16 protein-coding genes and 1 tRNA gene are annotated in these 17,601 nt (G+C 58.9%); 12 read left to right on the forward strand and 5 right to left on the reverse strand.

The features are described 5' to 3' along the window. Nucleotides 1-462: 462 nt before the first annotated feature. Nucleotides 463-1,452 carry an LLM class flavin-dependent oxidoreductase gene (locus HMPREF2651_RS08005; RefSeq protein ID WP_049181383.1) on the forward strand — a complete coding sequence of 330 codons (990 nt, stop codon included), beginning with the start codon at nucleotides 463-465 and terminating at the stop codon, nucleotides 1,450-1,452. 47 nt (nucleotides 1,453-1,499) lie between these two features. Here HMPREF2651_RS08005 and HMPREF2651_RS08010 read toward each other — a convergent pair whose 3' ends face one another. Continuing rightward, nucleotides 1,500-2,348, reverse strand: coding sequence for a CoA transferase (locus HMPREF2651_RS08010; RefSeq protein ID WP_038627302.1), 849 nt, complete (start codon nucleotides 2,346-2,348; stop codon nucleotides 1,500-1,502). Between the two features lie 9 nt (nucleotides 2,349-2,357). After that, entirely contained in the window at nucleotides 2,358-3,383 is a 1,026-nt protein-coding gene (locus HMPREF2651_RS08015) for a prephenate dehydrogenase (protein WP_049181384.1), read from the reverse strand. 38 nt (nucleotides 3,384-3,421) lie between these two features. Here HMPREF2651_RS08015 and HMPREF2651_RS08020 point away from each other — a divergent pair, with 38 nt between their 5' ends. From HMPREF2651_RS08020 to HMPREF2651_RS08030, 3 genes are all read left to right on the forward strand, one after another. Continuing rightward, nucleotides 3,422-3,979, forward strand: coding sequence for a tRNA adenosine deaminase-associated protein (locus HMPREF2651_RS08020; RefSeq protein WP_005510946.1), 558 nt, complete (start codon nucleotides 3,422-3,424; stop codon nucleotides 3,977-3,979). Continuing rightward, complete coding sequence (gene tadA, locus HMPREF2651_RS08025) at nucleotides 3,921-4,535, forward strand: tRNA adenosine(34) deaminase TadA (RefSeq protein ID WP_080972874.1); 615 nt, start codon at nucleotides 3,921-3,923, stop codon at nucleotides 4,533-4,535. The genes HMPREF2651_RS08020 and tadA overlap by 59 nt, the downstream gene beginning before the upstream one ends. Nucleotides 4,536-4,670: 135 nt before the next feature. Beyond that, a complete protein-coding gene (locus HMPREF2651_RS08030; protein WP_005510930.1) occupies nucleotides 4,671-4,859 on the forward strand; it encodes a CsbD family protein in 189 nt (62 codons plus the stop codon). 108 nt (nucleotides 4,860-4,967) lie between these two features. Here HMPREF2651_RS08030 and HMPREF2651_RS08035 read toward each other — a convergent pair whose 3' ends face one another. Then, nucleotides 4,968-5,948, reverse strand: coding sequence for a diaminopimelate dehydrogenase (locus HMPREF2651_RS08035; protein ID WP_049181387.1), 981 nt, complete (start codon nucleotides 5,946-5,948; stop codon nucleotides 4,968-4,970). A 276-nt stretch (nucleotides 5,949-6,224) separates the two neighbouring features. Here HMPREF2651_RS08035 and HMPREF2651_RS08040 point away from each other — a divergent pair. From HMPREF2651_RS08040 to HMPREF2651_RS08060, 5 genes are all read left to right on the forward strand, one after another. After that, a tRNA-Ser gene (locus HMPREF2651_RS08040) sits at nucleotides 6,225-6,315 on the forward strand. A 425-nt stretch (nucleotides 6,316-6,740) separates the two neighbouring features. After that, nucleotides 6,741-9,788: an MMPL family transporter gene (locus tag HMPREF2651_RS08045; protein WP_049181389.1), complete on the forward strand. Its 3,048-nt coding sequence runs from the start codon at nucleotides 6,741-6,743 to the stop codon at nucleotides 9,786-9,788. A gap of 61 nt (nucleotides 9,789-9,849) precedes the next feature. After that, entirely contained in the window at nucleotides 9,850-11,151 is a 1,302-nt protein-coding gene (tgt, locus tag HMPREF2651_RS08050) for a tRNA guanosine(34) transglycosylase Tgt (RefSeq protein ID WP_038627312.1), read from the forward strand. A 179-nt stretch (nucleotides 11,152-11,330) separates the two neighbouring features. After that, nucleotides 11,331-12,293 carry an ABC transporter ATP-binding protein gene (locus HMPREF2651_RS08055; RefSeq protein ID WP_187402556.1) on the forward strand — a complete coding sequence of 321 codons (963 nt, stop codon included), beginning with the start codon at nucleotides 11,331-11,333 and terminating at the stop codon, nucleotides 12,291-12,293. A 13-nt stretch (nucleotides 12,294-12,306) separates the two neighbouring features. Then, nucleotides 12,307-13,086 (forward strand): ABc transport system integral membrane protein, encoded by a 780-nt coding sequence (locus HMPREF2651_RS08060; RefSeq protein WP_049181390.1) that lies wholly within the window; start codon nucleotides 12,307-12,309, stop codon nucleotides 13,084-13,086. A gap of 61 nt (nucleotides 13,087-13,147) precedes the next feature. Here HMPREF2651_RS08060 and HMPREF2651_RS08065 read toward each other — a convergent pair whose 3' ends face one another. Together HMPREF2651_RS08065 and HMPREF2651_RS08070 are read right to left on the reverse strand one after the other, a co-directional pair. Beyond that, nucleotides 13,148-13,924, reverse strand: coding sequence for a queuosine precursor transporter (locus tag HMPREF2651_RS08065; RefSeq protein WP_049181394.1), 777 nt, complete (start codon nucleotides 13,922-13,924; stop codon nucleotides 13,148-13,150). Between the two features lie 22 nt (nucleotides 13,925-13,946). Beyond that, complete coding sequence (locus tag HMPREF2651_RS08070) at nucleotides 13,947-14,639, reverse strand: ArsR/SmtB family transcription factor (RefSeq protein ID WP_049181396.1); 693 nt, start codon at nucleotides 14,637-14,639, stop codon at nucleotides 13,947-13,949. Nucleotides 14,640-14,821: 182 nt separating this feature from the next. Between HMPREF2651_RS08070 and HMPREF2651_RS10830 the strand changes: the two genes are divergently transcribed. Genes HMPREF2651_RS10830 through HMPREF2651_RS08080 form a run of 3 tightly spaced genes read left to right on the forward strand, consistent with a single transcriptional unit; the run spans nucleotide 14,822 to nucleotide 17,566 of the window. Then, nucleotides 14,822-16,006, forward strand: a complete 1,185-nt coding sequence (locus tag HMPREF2651_RS10830) for an MFS transporter (RefSeq protein ID WP_083300190.1) — start codon at nucleotides 14,822-14,824, stop codon at nucleotides 16,004-16,006. Next, nucleotides 15,993-17,123, forward strand: coding sequence for an acyl-CoA dehydrogenase family protein (locus HMPREF2651_RS10835; RefSeq protein WP_080972872.1), 1,131 nt, complete (start codon nucleotides 15,993-15,995; stop codon nucleotides 17,121-17,123). The genes HMPREF2651_RS10830 and HMPREF2651_RS10835 overlap by 14 nt, the downstream gene beginning before the upstream one ends. After that, the gene (locus HMPREF2651_RS08080) at nucleotides 17,117-17,566 is read left to right on the forward strand and encodes a thioesterase family protein (RefSeq protein ID WP_049181401.1); all 450 of its coding nucleotides are present in this window, start codon (nucleotides 17,117-17,119) and stop codon (nucleotides 17,564-17,566) included. Before HMPREF2651_RS10835 ends, HMPREF2651_RS08080 begins: the two co-directional genes overlap by 7 nt. The last annotated feature ends 35 nt before the right edge of the window (nucleotides 17,567-17,601 follow it).

Raw genomic sequence — 17,601 nt, forward strand, 5'->3', positions numbered from 1 at the left:
GGCATGCGGACACACTTTTCTTTACTTAACCCCTCATGTCGATGAGCTATTCACTTGTGGCCAGGCTATAGCTCATCGATATGTGAATATCTCATCGACAGGTGAGGGGCGGAATTGACAGGTGAGGGGCGGAGCGGAGAATCAAGCAGGGAACTAGAATATTCGTGCCTTTTTCGTAAGTGAAGTCGACACGAAGTTCGCATTTCCGCCCACCTGCATCCGCAAACCGCACCCGCCACCCGCCATCCGCACCCGCACCCGCAAACTGCCACCGCCACCCGCCATCCGCACCCGCACCCATGTGCCCGCAAACCGCCACCGCCACCCGCACCCATGTGCCCGTCCACCCACGAGCCACCCTCAAACCTCCAAACGCCAAATCTCAAACCCCCAAACCCCAGCGCCTCAGTATTCGAAACATCTCAAACTCGCAATATCTGCCTAACGGTCTACAGTGGAACCATGATTCGTACTGAGTCCATTCTTGACCTTGCTACCGTAGCCTCGGGGCAGTCCCACGCTGACGCCCTGCAAGGCTCCATTGATTTGGCACAGACTGCGGAAAAGGCCAGTTATCAGCGTATTTGGTACGCAGAACACCACAATATGAACTCCATCGCGTCCTCGTCGCCGGCCGTTCTTATCGCAGCCGTGGCTGCAAAAACCGAGAGCATCACCCTCGGCTCCGGCGGCGTCATGCTGCCGAATCATGCACCGCTGACGGTCGCGGAGCAGTTCGGCACGCTCGCGAACCTGTACCCGGATCGCATCGAGCTGGGGCTTGGCCGCGCGCCGGGCACTGACCAGGCCACTATGCGTGCGCTGCGTCGTGACCCGCGCTCTTCCGATTCCTTCCCGCAGGATGTGCAGGAGCTGCGCGGTTACCTCTCCGACGAGTCGCTGATCAAGGGCATCAACGCGATTCCGGGCCGTGGCACCCACGTGCCGCTGTACATCCTGGGCTCCTCGCTCTTTGGTGCTCAGCTCGCGGCGGCGCTCGGCTTGCCGTACGCATTTGCTTCGCACTTCGCGCCGGACGCGCTTCGCGATGCCATCGCGGTCTACCGCGAGCAGTTCCAGCCTTCTGAGCAGCTGGATAAGCCGTACGCTTTTGCGGCCATGAATGTGATTGCGTCGGAAAGCGAAGAGTATGCGCAGCAGCAGTACTTCGCTACCCGCAGGAACATGGTCAGGCGTTTCCTCAGCCGCGGTGGGCATCATCTCACTGACGATGAGGCGGAGATTCTGATGGATACTCCGCAGGGGCGCCAGGTGCAGAATATGTTCCGTCATACGGCAGTCGGCACGGTGGCGCAGGTGCGTGAGCAGATTGCGCAGTTCGGTGAGTACTCGACGGCGGATGAGCTAATCGTGGCTCATCAGTCGTTGAAGGTTCCTGACCGACTGCGTTCGGTAGAGCTCACCGCGGAGGCCGCGGGGCTGACCGCGTAAGGCTTCAGGTCCCCGGCGCCTCGAGGCGCGGGGCTTTAGCTTTCCGCTTACTCCACCGCAGCCAGCGGTAGCGCTTTTTCGCTGGCAAACTGCATTATTTCGGCATTGGTGCGCTCGCTGAGGAAGGCTGCGAGTTCCTCGCGGTTGCTCGCGCCAGTGGCCTCGGTCAGGGCGGCGGCAAAGTGCGGCTCCAGCGCTGCCACGGCCGCGTAGCCATCGGCGCTGGGGTAGAGGCCGTACGTCCACAGGCCGCCACCGAGTAGTCCGCCGGGCGCCGTCATGCCGTACTTCAGCGGCGCGGCACCGGTCTCACCAGCCTGCTTCAGGCCGATGCGGCAGTGCAGTCCAGACTGCTTTACGACGTCCGCCCCAGCACCTGCCCGCTTAATCAACCCGGCAAGGGCAGCGGTGACCGCAAAGTGTGCGCCCAGAATGTCGCCCAACAGCACCGGGGGCATGGCCGGAGGCGTGAGGGTTCCGGCCTCCGCCTGGTAGGTCAGGTCATGGCCGGGTGTTTCTGGAGCTTCGGTATCACCGACAATGTCGATATGTACCGGCCCATTCGGGCGCTCGTGGAGACCCGCCAGTCCCATGCGTTCCAGCGCGGAGGGGCGAACCGAGGTGATGACCACATCGGCCTCATCGATCAGTGAGCTCAGCTGTGCGCGGCCCTCATCGCTCTTCAGATTCGCCTGGATAATCTCGTGACCTGCGGACATAGCTTCGTACCAAGGGCGGCCGAAGGAACCGAGCGGGTCGCCTGTGGGTGGTTCGACCTTAATCACCCGGGCGCCTAGCTGGCCCAAGTGCTGAGCGGCCAGTGGTCCCGGAACGTTAATGGCGAAGTTGACGACAGTGATGCCTGCGAGGCTGGTGTGCAGCTCGGGGGAAAACATAGTTCCACACTAGAACACATCTATCTGCCCGCCGACGCTTTCGGCCAACTTCAACTGGTTGATCCAGCCGCCCTCGCCGACGCGCAGTCGGAAAATCGGGCGGTGAGCAGGGCGAGCCTCGTAGCGGACACGGGCAATCTGACCGGTTTTGGCCAGGTCCATAGCGGTTCCCTCGGTGGCCAACTGGGTGCGCGCGGCGGTGAGGCGCTCGATGACGTCGTCAAGCGCGGTGAGCACGGGTTCGGTGTTGTTCTCACACCAGGACATGACCATGTCAGGAGCAGCGGCGGCGACGCGGGTGCAGTCGCGGAAAGAGCCGGCTGCAAGCGAAATGGCCAGGGGGCCACCGGCTTCACCGGCGGCGGCAATTGCGTAGGCCGCTAGGTGTGGCATGTGGGAGATGCGGGCGACGCTGGCATCGTGGTGATCGCTCAGCGCTGGAATGAGTTGACTGCCAAGAGCTGCTCCCAAGTTGGCGACCTGCGAAAAGACTTCAATCCAGCGCTCCGGGACGGGATCGCCCGCAGCATCGGTAGCAGCTGCCAGGTCGTAGGTGATGACCCAGGGGGCACCGTCGAAAAGCCCTTCGAGCGTGGCGGACCAGCCCGCCTGCGCAGAACCCGCCATCGGGTGCGCGCCGACGAAGCGTTCCTCCATGCCACGCGCGGCGACCTCGGCGGCGACGGCGGCCTTCACGGAGACCACATCCGTGATGCCACAGCTGGGGGCGTGCTCGTTGATGGCATCCAGCATCGCGCCGACGACCGTCATGGGGGTGCCGATAACGATGAGTGCGCCGCTGGCCTCAGCGCGTTCGAGAGTGGCCTGAAAATCCGTGCTGGCATCGAATCCCTCCTTCGTGGCTTCCTCGACCGTTGCAGACGAGCGATTCCAACCGAAGCATTCGACGTTATGGGCCCGCAGATCGCGCATCATGGAGCCACCGATGAGGCCCAAACCGAGGATGCATACCGCGGGTAGTTGTGCAGCTGACAGGGAGGACGAAGCAGGGGAGGGGGACTCGAAATTGCTCACCTGACAAGCATGACATACAGCGACTAGCGTTGTGGGTTATGAGCACGACCTTTTCCGGAGGGTACACCTCCGATGACGACCGCTCCTTCGCGGTTGCCGTAACTATGGGGGAGCGCGGTTGGCGCGTCGTCGATCTTGGGGACGACGCCACCGATTCCCTCGCCGACGCTGCACAGGCGCTGCGCAATCTGCGTTCGGAACGCGCCGCTGTCGGAATGCTCAATATCGACGACGATTACTTTATTCTCGTGCGCCAGGGCGTTGGGTCGCTGCGCGTTGTGCTTTCCGACGCCACCGCCGCCGTCACCGACGACATTGCGGCAGATGTGTTCGACGAGCTGGATCTGGATATCCCCGACCTCGACGAGGACGAGCTCGACGATGTCGACGCCTGGGCCGAAGGAGATATGGATATCCTCGCTGACCTGGGCTGTTCGGAGGAAGCCCTGGAGTCCATCTGTGACGATCAGTCGCTGTGGGCGTCCGAGCAGCTTCTTGCCATTGCCGAGGAGCTGGGGTGCGCCGAGGAGCTCGCCGATGTCGCCGACCTGGATTACGACGGTGACGATGACGACTACGACCCCTATGACGACTAACCCTGACAAAGGTCATCTGGCCGGGCGGCCAAGCGCCCTTGCGGCCAGCCAGCCAGCTGGTCGGCCAAGCGCCCTGCCCCGTCGAAAACAGGACATTCTCGACGAAGAGTGGATGCGCCTGGCTATCGCCGAAGCTGTTCACACGGCCCCCGGGGATGTGCCGGTGGGAGCTGTGGTCGTGGATGCCGAGGGCAGGGTTGTGGGCCGGGGCTCGAACCGTCGGGAAGCGGATGGTGACCCACTTGCCCACGCCGAAGTCATTGCGTTGCGCGAGGCCACCCGCGCTGTTGGTGACGGCTGGCGGCTGGAGCAGTGCACGTTGGTCGTGACACTTGAGCCGTGCGTGATGTGCGCCGGCGCGTGCGTCATGGGGCGCGTGGGGCGCGTGGTCTTCGGCGCGTGGTCGCCCAAGACCGGCGCGTGCGGCTCTATCGCCGATGTCATCCGCGATCCCGCCCACGCATTCACGCCGCAGGTGCGCGGGGGTGTGCTTGCCGACGAATGCTCCGTTTACCTGCGGGAATTCTTCGAACGGCAACGGCAGTCGGAAGCGTGAGCGGGGTCACAGTTAGGTCACAATTCCCACTGTGGCCGTGACGAGTCTTCATTTTCACGTACCGTCGGAACTAGTGGGGCTGCTAGACGGTGGCTCTAGAGAATAGATAAGTCGTTTACATAGGAGGCTTACATAATGAGCGAGCTGCAGAACAAGGCCGACGAGTTGGGCGGCAAGGTTAAGGAAGCTGCCGGCGACGCCGTTGGCAACGACGACCTGGCAAACCAGGGCAAGGGCGAGCAGGCTGCGTCCAAGGTCAAGCAGGGTGCTGAGGACCTGAAGGATAAGGCCACTGAGACCTTGGGCAAGCTGACTGACAAGTAAAGCGCTTAGCTCTCGGGTAGAGATAACCCCAACCGTCTCCGCTTCTGATGTGCGGAGACGGTTGGGGTTCTTTGTGTTTCGATGGCCGGCTGTCAGCGTTGGGGCTGGCTACAGCTTCTGAGCCACCAGGTCATCCAGTGGTTCGGCGGACAGTAGGTACGGGGCGATCTCGAAGACGGTACGGGCACCAGTCTCGCCAGCCTGCTTCAGGCGGTAGGCAGCGCGACCGTAGGCAACCTGGACGGCTGCGGTGAAGTCGGGGTTGCGCTCCAGTTCGAGACCGAACTCGATGACGTGACCGGAGGTACCGGCCTGGCCACGGGTAATGACCTGGCCGCCGTGCGGCATGCCCTGGTGGTCGCGGTCGAACTCCTCTTCAGAGATGAAGTCCACGATGGTCTCGTAAGGAGCAAAGTAATCCGGCATGGTCACGATGGCCTCGCGGATTTGCTCCTTGAGCTTGGCGTCCTCGTCGGCGTTGCCCGTCTCTTCAGCGACGACGAAGCAGTGGCGCAGGTGGCACTCGTTACCCTTCAGATCTGCGCCCTCGCCCTTCTTCACAGCCTCGATAGCTTCCGGGTTTGGCTTGGTGTACTGGACACCCTTCTTCACTCCCGGCACGCGACGCACGGCATCGGAGTGGCCCTGCGATAGACCCGGCCCCCAGAACGTCATCTGGTCTGCGCCCGGCAGGATGGCAGCGCCCAAGACACGGTTCAGGGAGAACAGACCCGGATCCCAACCGGTCGAGATCATGGCGATGTTGTCACCCTCGCGGGCGGCGGCGTCCATGGCGGCGCGGTGCTTCGGAATCTCGTGGTGGTTGTCGTAGGTGTCGACCGTCGTAAAGTTCTTTGCCAGCTCAGGTGCCTGCTCTGGGACATCGGTGGCCGAGCCGAGGCACACGAACAGAACGTCTACCTCGTCCTTGTACTTTTCGACCTCCGCCGCCGGGAGTACGCGGGCCTCAGTGTCTAGCGAATCACGACGGGAGAAAACGCCGACGAGTTCCATGTCCGGCTGGTCAGCGATGACCTTTTCGACGCTGTGGCCCAAGTTGCCGTAGCCGATGATGGCGGAACGAATCATGAGGGAGAACCCTTTCTGTGTGGCTGCACTTCTGTGTTTAAGTTTCTAGATTTCAAGCTACAGACTATTCCTTCATATCTCAGAGGGCGTTGGCCACCCCGAAGAGTGCGGTGGTTTAAGTGAATGGTGCAGTAGATGGAGTGATTTGGGATGGCGGGGGCTGTGGTTCTTTGTGAACGGCTTGGCGGAGGACCGGCGGTGTCGATTGTGCGGACAGCTGAGCCTTCTGACCTGGGGATTTGGTAGATAAAGGGGCTACCTGTAACGTTTTCTAGCGGTGACGTGTCCGAGCGGCCGAAGGTGAAGCACTCGAAATGCTTTGTGCGGTAACCCCGTACCGAGGGTTCAAATCCCTCCGTCACCGCCAATAAAACCCCCGGTGGTTCCTTTAAGTAGGAGCCTCGGGGGTTTTTGCATTTAATCGGCCCTGATTGCCTGAGTGTGGTGTGTGGGGGGAGGTGCCCGTCGTAAAGCGGTGAATGGTGAGACATCCGACCTGGAGTGCCTAAATCACAAAAATAACATCAGTAACACACACCCCATTGTTCACGTTTATCCGGGAAGTCCGCTACTCTTAGCAAAAGTATTTCCGGTTTTTATGTCGTGCCCGCCCTCAATGACCATGTCAGCGCCAGAGTTGATGTTGGCCAATCCGGGGTGGTCGCTAGCATCGGAGTAGCGAAGAGGCTTCAAACTGCAGGTGGATTCCGAGGGAGTGCTTGGTTAGTGCGAACTCGGGGAAGCGGCAGTTGGGGCGGTCCAGGCGAATATTAGACGTAAGGGAAACTTGACATGGCAAAGGCCTTGTTCAAACTCGGCAGGTTCTCCTACCTGCATAAATGGACTGTGATCATCGCGTGGTTCCTGATTTTGGCGGGGCTGGGCGGTGCAGTTGCCGCATTCCAGAAGGGGTTCATCGACCAGTTCTCGATCCCCGGCATGCCGTCGGCAACGGCTTCGCACGTGATTGAGGAAAAGTTCCCCGATGTTCCGAACCCAATTCGAGAGCAGCGTATCTATGTCGCCTTCGAGGCCCCGGAGGGGCAGAGGCTCGATGACCCACAGAATAAAGAAGCTGTTGACCAGGTCATTAACGGCATCCGCGACAATGTCGGCCAAATCTCCGATGATTTGCAACTTCACAACCCGGTAGACCTCAATCCGAAGATGCAGGCGATGGTCAAGGAACAGGGCATGGCCGCCGGCCTGCCCAAGGATGTTGCCGAGGCCGATGCCAATGCCCTGCGTACCGTGTCCGATGACGGTCGCTACGGTATTTCCACCTTCGTTTTCGATGCCAAGATGCCGCAGGATATCGAGCCGGAGAATATGCAGGCGCTCCTCGACGCAATGCAGGCCGGTCGTGACGCAGGTATCAAGGTCGAGGCCTCTGGCCCGGGCATGCAGCCCGCGATTGAGGTAGCTCCGACCTCGGAGATTATCGGTGTGACCGTGGCGTTTATCGTGCTGGTTGTCACCTTCGGATCTCTGGTCGCTTCGTTCCTACCTATTGTGACGGCGGTAGTGGGCATTATCATCGGTGTCTTCGGCGTGACATTGATGACCGCATTCACCGACGTCAACTCGATTACCCCGGTGCTTGCTGTCATGTTCGGCCTGGCTGTCGGTATTGACTACGCACTGTTCATCCTCTCTCGCTACAGGGCGGAAAGAGCCCGAGGGATGACCAACGAAGACGCCATCGGCATGGCGACCGGTACGGCTGGCTCCGCTGTGGTTTTCGCTGGCCTCACCGTGATTGTCGCCTTGGCAGCGCTGACGGTCGCCAAGGTGCCGTTCATGTCCCTGATGGGTATTTCGGCGGCAATTACGGTGGCCTTCACAGTGCTGGTCTCTCTGACCCTGCTGCCGGCAGTAATGTCTCTGCTGGGGGACAAGGTCTTCGCTGGTCGCGTGCCCGGTGTTGCTGGCAACCCCTCGCGTAATCCGCGCAAGGAACGTCGCTCTTCCTTCTTCGGTGAGATGACGATGGGGCGACGTTGGGTCACCTTTGTGCACAAGGCCCCAGGGTTGTTCTTGGTCGGCTGTATCGTCCTATTGTTGGCATTGGCCTACCCGGCCATGCACTTGAAGCTGGCGCTTCCGTCCGACTCTACTGCGGCGAAGGACAGCACGAACCGCAAGGCCATCACCATGATTGAAGAGGGCTTCGGCGCGGGACGTAATTCTCAGCTCATCATTGTTGCCAAGTCGGACGATGTGAAGCCCGATGCACCGGTGCTCAAACCACTTATCGAGTCCCTGAGGCAGACCAACCCGGAACTCTCTGACATCGAGGCCGCCCGCAAGGCTTCCTATAGTTACGCTGTCGACCAGTTCAAATCCAACATCGGTGTCGAGCACATCCAGATGATTGGCATGAATCATGACGGCACTGCGGTCAAGATGATTATGACCCCGAAGTCGGGTCCACTCGATCCCGCGACCAAGCAGCTGATGAACGCGGTGCGCGATCAGCAGAAGCAGATTGAGCAGACCACCGGCCTATTCACCGGTGTCACTGGCCTGGTTCCTATTGAAATTGACATCACCGACCGCCTCCAGGGCGCAATGCCGCTCTACTTGGGCGTTGTCGTGGGTCTGGCAGTGATCCTGCTGCTGATGATTTTCCGTTCCCTGATGGTGCCGTTGACTGCGGGTGTGGGCTTCTTGCTCTCTGTCGCAGCCGCATTCGGTGTCACAGTGGCATTTTTCCAGGATGGCCTCTGGGGTGTGATTAGCACTCCCGGTCCGTTGGTCAGCTTTGTGCCAATCTTCCTCATCGGCGTGACGTTCGGTTTGGCCATGGACTATCAGGTCTTCCTGGTTTCCCGCATGCGCGAGCATTACACCCACAACAAGGGTGAATCCTCACCAGAGTCGAAGTACAACGCGGTCGAAGAATCGGTCGTTGAGGGCTTTACGCTCGGCGCTCGTGTGGTCACTGCCGCTGCGATTATTATGATCTCCGTCTTCGCAGCGTTCGCCGGGCAGCCCCTGGCGATTATTAAGGTATTCGGTTTCGCGCTGGGTGCCGCAGTGCTTTTCGACGCCTTCGTTATCCGCATGACGTTCATCCCGGCAGCCATGTTCTTGCTTGGCCGCGCTACGTGGTACATGCCGAAGTGGCTGGACAAGGTGTTGCCTTCTGTGGATGTCGAAGGCTCCGCCCTGGAAGAGGTTTCCGAGGAGCTGGTGGAGAAGGGCCGCCGGGAGCGTATGGCTCGCGGTGAGTCCCTGTTGCCCGAAAGTGAAGGTGCCGGGCGTGGCTTTGGCGACGCTGACGAGGACGAGGACGAAACAGACAGTGCCGATGGTGAAGTCGGTGCTGGTGCAGAGGGGGCAGCCGCTGCAGCTGGTACAGGGGGTACAGCGGGCGGCACTGCTGTGGCTGTCGCGACCAAGAAGCGTAACCGCTGGATTCCGAAGCGGAAGAAGGCAAAGCTGGAGGAAGTCGAGCAGGCTGACCAGGCTGAGCAGACTGAACAGGCCGAACAACCTGAGCGCTCCGAGCAGGCCGAACCGTCCGCCCCGACGGCACCAGCTGAGCCTGAGCAGGCCGAACAGCCGGAGCCGACTGAGCAGCCGGAGCAGGCAGAGCCGACCGAACAGCTCATGCAGGCAGCGCCAGCTGAACCAACCGACGCCCAGCCGAACCCGGAAAATGCCAAGGATATCGAGGTCCGTCCGTACTACAGCCCGGCTCGTAAGCGAAAGAAGATTACGGTTGCGGAACTGATGAAGCGCGAAGGACTCGAAGAGGAAGCGCCACGTCGTAGCCGCGCCGTGTGGGACCCGGAAAACGCTATTCAGCCCGAGGAAAACGACAGCGCTGAGTAACTTGCGAATAGTACCCAGGTAACCTCAATGCATTAGCACTGGACCACAACCAAGGAGCTTCATGTCGCAGTCGAGGACGACGGGCTTTGACGTCGTAAAGCAAATCGAAGGCGCGCGCGGACGTGCTGGCACCATCCACACCCCGCATGGCGATATTGCTACGCCGGCGTTCATTCCGGTCGGCACGAAGGCGACCGTGAAGACACTCACGCCCGAGCAGGTGCGATCCACCGGCGCGCAGGCGATGCTGTCGAACGCGTACCACCTGTACCTGCAGCCCGGCGAGGAAATCGTCGACCAAGCCGGCGGATTGGCTAAGTTCTCCAACTGGAACGGTCCGACGTTCACCGACTCCGGTGGATTCCAGGTGCTCAGCCTCGGCGCGGGCTTTAAAAAGACCCTCGCGATGGACGTCACTGGCATGCAGAAAGACGACATCGTCGCCGAGGGCAAAGAGCGCAACGCGTTCGTCGATGAGGACGGCGTGACTTTCCGCTCGCACATCGATGGCTCCGAGCACCGTTTCACGCCGGAGGTGTCCATGCGTATTCAGCACGCGCTGGGCGCTGACATCATGATGGCATTTGACGAGCTCACCACGCTCATGAACACCCGCGGCTACCAGGAGGCGTCCGTCGCGCGCACGCACCGCTGGGCGCGCCGTTGCCTGGAGGCTCACAACGAGCTGACAGTTTCGCGCGGTCAGGTCGACGGGCACGTCCATTCGCTTGACGACGGCCAGTTGCCCATCCAGCAGTTATTCGGTGTCGTGCAGGGTGCGCAGTACGAAGACCTGCGCCGCAAGGCCGCCCGCGGGCTGGTCGAGCTCTCCCGCGAGTTCGAGGACGCCGGCCAGCTCGGTTTCCACGGCTATGGCATTGGTGGGGCGATTGAGAAGCAGAATCTGGGCCTGATCTGCGGTTGGGTCAATGACGAGCTTCCCGACGACCGCGCCCGCCACCTACTGGGAATCTCGGAGCCGGACGATATTTTCGCCGCTGTCGGGGCCGGTGCCGACACCTTTGACTGTGTGGCTCCGACCAGGCTTGCCCGCCGTGGTGGTGTGTACACGCTCGATGGCCGGATGACCTTGACCAATGCCCGTTTCAAGAACGACTTCCGCCCCGTGGACGCGGAGGTGCCCTCCTACACGTCGCTGAATTATTCCCGGGCCTACCTGCATCATTTGTTGAAGGCCAAGGAGTATCTGGCCGGCACGCTGTGCACGATTCACAACCTGTTTTTCATGGTCAAGCTGGTGGAGAACATTCGCGCTGCAATCCTGGAGGACCGGTTCTTCGAGTACCGCGATGAGTTCATGGGCCGCTACTACGCCAATGGCGGCCGCGCGGTGGGGAATTAGCGGCTGAGGACTGGGGTGGGGCTAGACTTCTAGCTTTTCGCACTTCACGACAGCCATGTCACCTCGTGCCAGCTGTGGAGGTGGCATGAGGTGACACCCGTGTCGTGAAGTGGAACTTGGGCCCGGGGACCTCAAAACTAGACCTAGCTCTACTGCGCGAGGCAGTCTCAACCGGCATCATGGAGGGCATGATCACGGTTGAACGACTCAGCAAGAAGTACGGCTCGAAATTAGCCGTCGATGACCTGTCCTTCACCGTTCCCGACGGTGTAGTGACAGGTTTTCTCGGCCCAAACGGCTCCGGCAAGTCCACCACCATGCGCTGCATGCTGGGCCTCGATGCCCCGACCACGGGCCAGGCCTTGTTCACCGGGACGGATTCACAGGGCAACACCTACAGCAACCAGCCCTTTTCCACGCTGAAGAATAAGCCCAGCGTCGCGGGCGCAATCCTGGATGCGACGTGGCACAACAAGGCTCGTTCGGGTCGTGCTCATCTGCGGGCCCTCGCCCGCGGCGCCGGCATCCCCGACACCCGTGTGGAGGAGTGCCTCGAGCAGGTCGGTATGACCGAGGCGGCGAAGGACAAGGTCGGTGGCTATTCGCTGGGTATGAAGCAGCGTCTGGGAGTGGCGGCGGCTCTGCTCGGCAAGCCGCAGCATCTAATCCTGGATGAGCCGGTCAACGGCTTGGACCCGGAAGGCGTCTCGTGGATGCGCCACACCATCAAGGCCCTGGCAGCACAGGGCTGCGCTGTTCTCGTGTCGTCGCACCTCCTTTCCGAGATGCAGCTCACCGCCGACCGCATTGTCGTCATCGGTCGCGGCCGCATGATCGGCGAGTACACCATGGACGAATTCCTCGCCGACGGCACGGTCGTCGAAGTTGAGGTCGATGATCCGGCTCGGCTGCTGCAGGCGTTGGGGCCGGTGGCGCGTGGGGTTGACGTCGATAAGCAATTGCGCATTCCGCTTTACGACGGCATCAGCGAGCAGCAACTCCGCCGCGACATTGCGGCCGCTGCCCTGCGTGAGGGGCTGTTGGTGACGCGGTTGAACACGAAGCGCGACAACCTGGAAGAGAAGTTCCTGGCTGCGACCCAGGAATCGCAGGAGTACCGCGCGCAGGCGATTGGGCAGTAGGGGAGTGACTGAGATGAGTTTTGGAAACGCTTTGCGGTCGGAATGGACGAAGCTGGCCAGCCTGCGTGGCACGTGGGTGTATGTGGTGTTGTTGGTGGGCTCGATAGCTGGGCCGATGGTGGCTTTCAGCATGGCGGCCGACGTTGGTGCGACAGCTGATTGGGAATTGCTGCTGTTGGGGACGGTAATCTTCAACATGATCGTAATTGCCTTTGGCGGTTCCACCTTGGCGGGTGAGTATAACGATCAGATGAATGCGCATGCGTTCTTGACGCAGGATCGAAGGAGTCTGTGGCTGTCCGCGCGGATGACGCTGACGCTTGTGTTGATTGCTGCCTGTTGGGTCATCGGTGTAGCTATTGCCTGGTTGGCAGTGACAGTTTCGCCGCGCGTGGAGTTCGAGGGCGGTGACGCTGCCACGGAAATGCTTGCCGGAGTGCTTGGCTTTGTCGTGTTTGGGCTGATCGCGATGTCGCTGGGAGTGTTGACGCGCTCGCGCGTGGCCGCTGTCGCCATTCCGCTGGTGTGGATCCTGGTGGTGGAAAGCATGCTGGAGTTCGCGGCGCTGGCATATGCGATTTTCGGGCCACTGTGGCTGGTCACGCCGGGGGCGCGCATTCAGCAGTTGTCAACGCAGCTGGGAGGTCTGATGGCAAATCCGGAGAATCCACGTACTGGCTTTGAAGCCGGCATGACGCAGCCGATGTGGTTCAACATCGTGGTGCTGGTGGCCTGGATTGTTGTGGCAGTTGGTGTTGCTCATTGGGCCAATGGCAAGCGGGATGTGAAGTAGAAAAACAAAAAGTGCCGCGACTACTCGCATCTCAGGCGAGGTCGCGGCACTTTTTTCGTCGTTAAGCGGGAACGTGAGTGTCGTAGTAGCCTTCGCGGCGCTTGACCCACGCGATGACGGCGTAGGTGATTGGCATGACTACGATTTCGACCGCGGTCTTCCAAATGAAGCCGACGATGACGTAGTTGACGAAGGTGCCCCAGGTGTCGATGCCGATTGCGGTGGCGGCGATGGAGCAGAAGATGAGCGTATCGACGAACTCACCAACCACAGTCGAGCCCATCAGGCGCGCCCAGAGCGCCTTTTCGCCAGTGCGCTTCTTAATGGCGTTGAGCGACCAGGCGTTGAGCAGCTGACCGACGACATAACCGGCCAGACCTGCGAGAACAAGCTGCGGGACGGTGCCCAGCACAGTGGCGAATGCTTCCTGATTTTCATACCACGGTGCCGCTGGGAGCTTGATGGCGGCAAAGAAGCAGAGCATTGCGCCGGCGAGGATGGCGAAACCGGTCCACACGGTGCGGCGGGTGGCTTTGTAGCCGTAGCACTCGGAAAGCACGTCGCCGATGACGTAGCTCAAGGGGAAGAGGAAGAAGGCACCGTCGGTGGCCAGGCCGAAGATTTCCACGCCCTTGGTGGCGGTGATGTTGGAGACAATCAGCACGCCGATGAAAATAGCCGTGAACATCGGGTACAGCGATTTCGGTACCGGGATGTGGCGTGGCGTGTGTGCTGCGGATTCGGACTTAGTTGCGTTCTCGGGCGCGTGCGAGGTGCTCACAGCGGCAGCCTCGGCGTTGCCCGGCCCAGACTTGGGCAGGTTTTCGTTATTTGTCACGGGAGGGAATGTTACCTGCCGCTTAGTGCTCCAAGCGAGCGCCGATGAAGTCTTCGAGGCCGACTTTGCCTTCTGCCGTGAGTTCGAGTCCGCGGGAATTGGGGATTGGGGTCAACCAACCCTTTGAAATGAGGCCACGCAGGAGCGCGGCGCCGAGCGATCCGGCCAGGTGAGAGTCGGCGTGTGTCCAGTCCTTGCAGAGGAACGCTGTCTTCCTGCTTGCGTCGAGGCTGGATAGGCCAGTGCCGAGGTAGGCGAAGCATTTCTCGGCGTTGGGGCCAAAGGTGACGTCCCCGGCGTCGGTGATGAGTGCTTCTTTGGCGAAAAGGGCCCGAGTGAGTTGTACTCCGAGGGATCCTGCTAGGTGGTCGTAGCAAGACCGGGCGAAGGTAACTGCTGGTTGGTGCTCTGGGATGGGTGCGGCAGTGTCGGCGCCGGCAGCCTGGAAAAGATTGGCAATTACCTGGCGTATTGAGGGGTTAGCGATGGAGTAGGTCGCGCTCTTCCCTTGTCGCTCGACATCGACAATTTCGGCTTCGCGGAGGCGTCGAAGATTGTTGGACAGCGTCGATTCGGCGATGTTGGTGGACTCGGCGAGGCTGCGCACGCGAGTCGGACCATTTTTGAGGAGATACTCCAGGATTGCCAGGCGCACGGGAGACGAGCATTCCGCGGCGATTGCGGCTGCCTGCTCGAAGTACGTGCGCTGTTTCATGGTGTTAGCGAATCACTTTGCGGTGTTCGAAGCAAGTTACCGTACGCGGAAGAATGGACTGAAACGGAGTTTTAGTGCTGTTTCAAACGTGAGGCTAGATTGATTTCACCAAACCTCTAGCCGTACAACACATTCTGTGAAATCATACTTTTCATGAACAGAAAGTATGGACGGAGGTGGAAATGTCGGGTGAAGTTCAAGCTAATGTTCGAGATGGAGCAGCGCTAGCGCTTGGGCTGGTCATCGTAGTAATTGGAAGTACGATGCCCTCCGGTCTATATGCCTTATACCAGCATGATTGGGGTTTGAGCGCCAACAAAACGGTAGTTGTCTTTGCATGCTATGCGGTGGGTGTAGTGGTCACGCTCACATACGGACATTTGTCAGACTCGCTGGGGCGAAAGCCGATCGCACTAGTCAGTATGGCGCTGTCATTGGCATCAACCCTGATGTTTCTGGCGGCGGGGTTAGTCGATTCACATGAAATGGTTCTATATGCCGCTCGAGTGATTTCAGGATTCTCAGTCGGTCTCGCAACGGGATCATTTACTGCCTTGTTGCAGGAGAAATTGCTCACGCATATCGGCGCGCTCACAAGTACGGTGGCGGTCTCTGGGGCATTAGCTTTAGGTCCGTTGTACTCGGCTGTGGTAGCCAGGTTCTCATCGGCACCACTACAAATGCCGTATTGGATTTACGCAGCGCTCACCGTGGTGTCGATGGTTGGTGTCGCGCGCGTGCGGGAGCGTAGCTGCGAGAGAAATTCGGTGAGCTGGCGGCCGCAGTTTGGTGTGGCTCGGGATGTGATTCGAGTTTTCATTCCGGGAGCGTTAGCGATTGGCTGTGCGTATGGAGTCAACGGTCTCTTCCAGTCCGTAGTTCCGCTGGCTGCGAAGGATATGGGCTTCGATACGCAGCTAAAGATTGCGTCGATTACGGCCTTGATGCTCGGAGTATCGGCAGTGACTCAGGTGATGCTCGGGCGGAGGGCGCAGCGGGTCTCGTATCCGGTGGGGTTGGTGATTCTCGCGCTCGGGCTGGGTGGCGTAACACTGAGCTTGTTTAGCTCAACTGCTGTTTTGCTGGTTATTGCAACCGTTATCTGTGGTGTCGGCCAAGGACTCTCTTTCAAGTACTCTCTGCTGCGGGTTTCGGAAGCGGCACGTGGAAAAGATCTTGCTGCGACTGTTTCCAGCTACTACATCGTGGGCTACGTGGGAACGGCAGTTGGCCCGCTCGCAGCGGGGCTAAGCGGTGGAAGTAGAGCGATAGTCGGAATCGTGTGTATTGCATTCGCGGTCGTAGCTGTAGTGGTTGCGGTGATGGGTAGTCGAGAAGTCAGATTGGAGAAAAATGAAGTCGTATGAAATATTCCTTGAACGAGCAACCGAAGAATTCGGCAATATAAGCTGCAAAGAAAGCTCGATTGAATTTTCGAGAGAAGTATGTCGAATAGTAGGACGCATGGGGTGGGCTGGGCTTTCTATTCCTGTAGATTTTGGCGGTGCGGGTGCATCTCATGTAGAACGTCTATTTTCAATCCAGGCTTCGTCTCACTGTGATCCAAGTATCGGCGTTTTAGTGCAGTCCGTTCAGTTAGGATTAGCAGTATTCTTAAATGCGAGCAAGGAGCAGAAACAAGAATGGTTACCACCGCTGTGTAGCGGAGAGAAAATTTCCTCAATTTGCTTAACAGAGCCCGTATCCGGGTCGAATCTTGCGAAAATGGAGACACGGATACTTAAAGGGGCGATGGAGTCTTCCTTAGTGGGGAAGAAGGATTTTATCGTTAACTCGCATATAGCAGATGTGCATGGTGTTGTTGCTAGAAATGTTAATGGATCGGTAGGCGATAAGTTTTTTGCAGTTATTGTGCCGGCTGATTCGCGGAATATTCAGGCGGGAAACACGTATTTATTGCCGGGGCTTGAAGGAGTTAATATTGGAAGTGTTGAATTCGTTGATGGTTGCAGTGTGACCAATAACAATATCCTCTCCGACAAAGATGGATTGGAGGTAGCTCATCGTTCGATAACGCTGTTCGGAAAGCTCAACTTGGCAGCAGTTGCTTTGGGAATTCAGCAGAAGGCGTTGGATATTACCAAGGCATATCTAAGATCTGAAACGGGTAAGTTAAAAAACCTATCTCAAAAAAGTGCGATCCGTGGACTGCTTGGCAATGTCAATCGCCGATTTGTTATTTCAAACGCAGCGTGCGTTTCTGCAGCGGCTAGCTTAGATCGCGGAACGCCCAATGAGCCGCTAATCCTCGCAGCGAAAACCGAATCTGTTAACAGTGCAATTGCGACTGTAGTTGACTGCATGAACGTGCTTGGAGCGCGTGGCGGGCTGGTCGAAACTGGATTAACTGATTTGCTTTTAGCTGCAACTCAGATTCAGTATCCCGCTGGTACAGCAAGTGTAAATAATAAACGCCTAGCTGATGACTGCTTAGGTGCTTATAGAGAGGTAGGGTTATGGTAAAAAGTATTCTTGAAAAAACCTATGCTTTTAGGTATACAATCCCCGAAGGTAAGACAGTTCCCGATTTGTATCCCGACGAGGACGAATTTGCCTCAATGCCTCCGATATTTGCAACGGGTTTTACGGTGGGATTGTTGGAACTTGCCTGTATTAAGCACCTTGATTCTGAAAAACTATTGAACCCAGGAGAGATGAGCTTGGGGTTCGGTGTGAATATACGTCACACGGCTCCATGCACTGAGGGGGTTGAGCTTGAGGTGCGTGCAAAATGCATCATGCAGGCCAGAAATCGCTTTAAATGGGAAGTGTCTGCAACACTGGGTGAGCTAGTGATTGCCACTGGTGTCCATGAGCGGGTCTGCGTTAACAGGGACGTATTTACAAACGAGGTAGACAGAAGCATGAGTCTATATGGCGGTAAAACCCTGCGTGATGGACTTTAATCGCTAATTCCATTGCGGGATTCCAGTGAAGTGCG

It is taken from the genome of Corynebacterium sp. HMSC063A05, from assembly GCF_001809695.1.
Taxonomy (GTDB): domain Bacteria; phylum Actinomycetota; class Actinomycetes; order Mycobacteriales; family Mycobacteriaceae; genus Corynebacterium; species Corynebacterium amycolatum.

Excerpts from the sequence above, each read along its gene's own strand:
- HMPREF2651_RS08020 (WP_005510946.1), top strand. The coding sequence starts at position 3,422 with ATGAGCACGACCTTTTCCGGAGGGTACACCTCCGATGACGACCGCTCC.
- HMPREF2651_RS08070 (WP_049181396.1), bottom strand. The coding sequence starts at position 14,639 with ATGAAACAGCGCACGTACTTCGAGCAGGCAGCCGCAATCGCCGCGGAA.
- HMPREF2651_RS08005 (WP_049181383.1), top strand. The coding sequence starts at position 463 with ATGATTCGTACTGAGTCCATTCTTGACCTTGCTACCGTAGCCTCGGGG.
- tadA (WP_080972874.1), top strand. The coding sequence starts at position 3,921 with ATGTCGCCGACCTGGATTACGACGGTGACGATGACGACTACGACCCCT.
- HMPREF2651_RS08045 (WP_049181389.1), top strand. The coding sequence starts at position 6,741 with ATGGCAAAGGCCTTGTTCAAACTCGGCAGGTTCTCCTACCTGCATAAA.
- HMPREF2651_RS08035 (WP_049181387.1), bottom strand. The coding sequence starts at position 5,948 with ATGATTCGTTCCGCCATCATCGGCTACGGCAACTTGGGCCACAGCGTC.
- HMPREF2651_RS08055 (WP_187402556.1), top strand. The coding sequence starts at position 11,331 with ATGGAGGGCATGATCACGGTTGAACGACTCAGCAAGAAGTACGGCTCG.
- tgt (WP_038627312.1), top strand. The coding sequence starts at position 9,850 with ATGTCGCAGTCGAGGACGACGGGCTTTGACGTCGTAAAGCAAATCGAA.
- HMPREF2651_RS08010 (WP_038627302.1), bottom strand. The coding sequence starts at position 2,348 with ATGTTTTCCCCCGAGCTGCACACCAGCCTCGCAGGCATCACTGTCGTC.
- HMPREF2651_RS10830 (WP_083300190.1), top strand. The coding sequence starts at position 14,822 with ATGTCGGGTGAAGTTCAAGCTAATGTTCGAGATGGAGCAGCGCTAGCG.
- HMPREF2651_RS08060 (WP_049181390.1), top strand. The coding sequence starts at position 12,307 with ATGAGTTTTGGAAACGCTTTGCGGTCGGAATGGACGAAGCTGGCCAGC.
- HMPREF2651_RS08030 (WP_005510930.1), top strand. The coding sequence starts at position 4,671 with ATGAGCGAGCTGCAGAACAAGGCCGACGAGTTGGGCGGCAAGGTTAAG.
- HMPREF2651_RS10835 (WP_080972872.1), top strand. The coding sequence starts at position 15,993 with ATGAAGTCGTATGAAATATTCCTTGAACGAGCAACCGAAGAATTCGGC.
- HMPREF2651_RS08080 (WP_049181401.1), top strand. The coding sequence starts at position 17,117 with ATGGTAAAAAGTATTCTTGAAAAAACCTATGCTTTTAGGTATACAATC.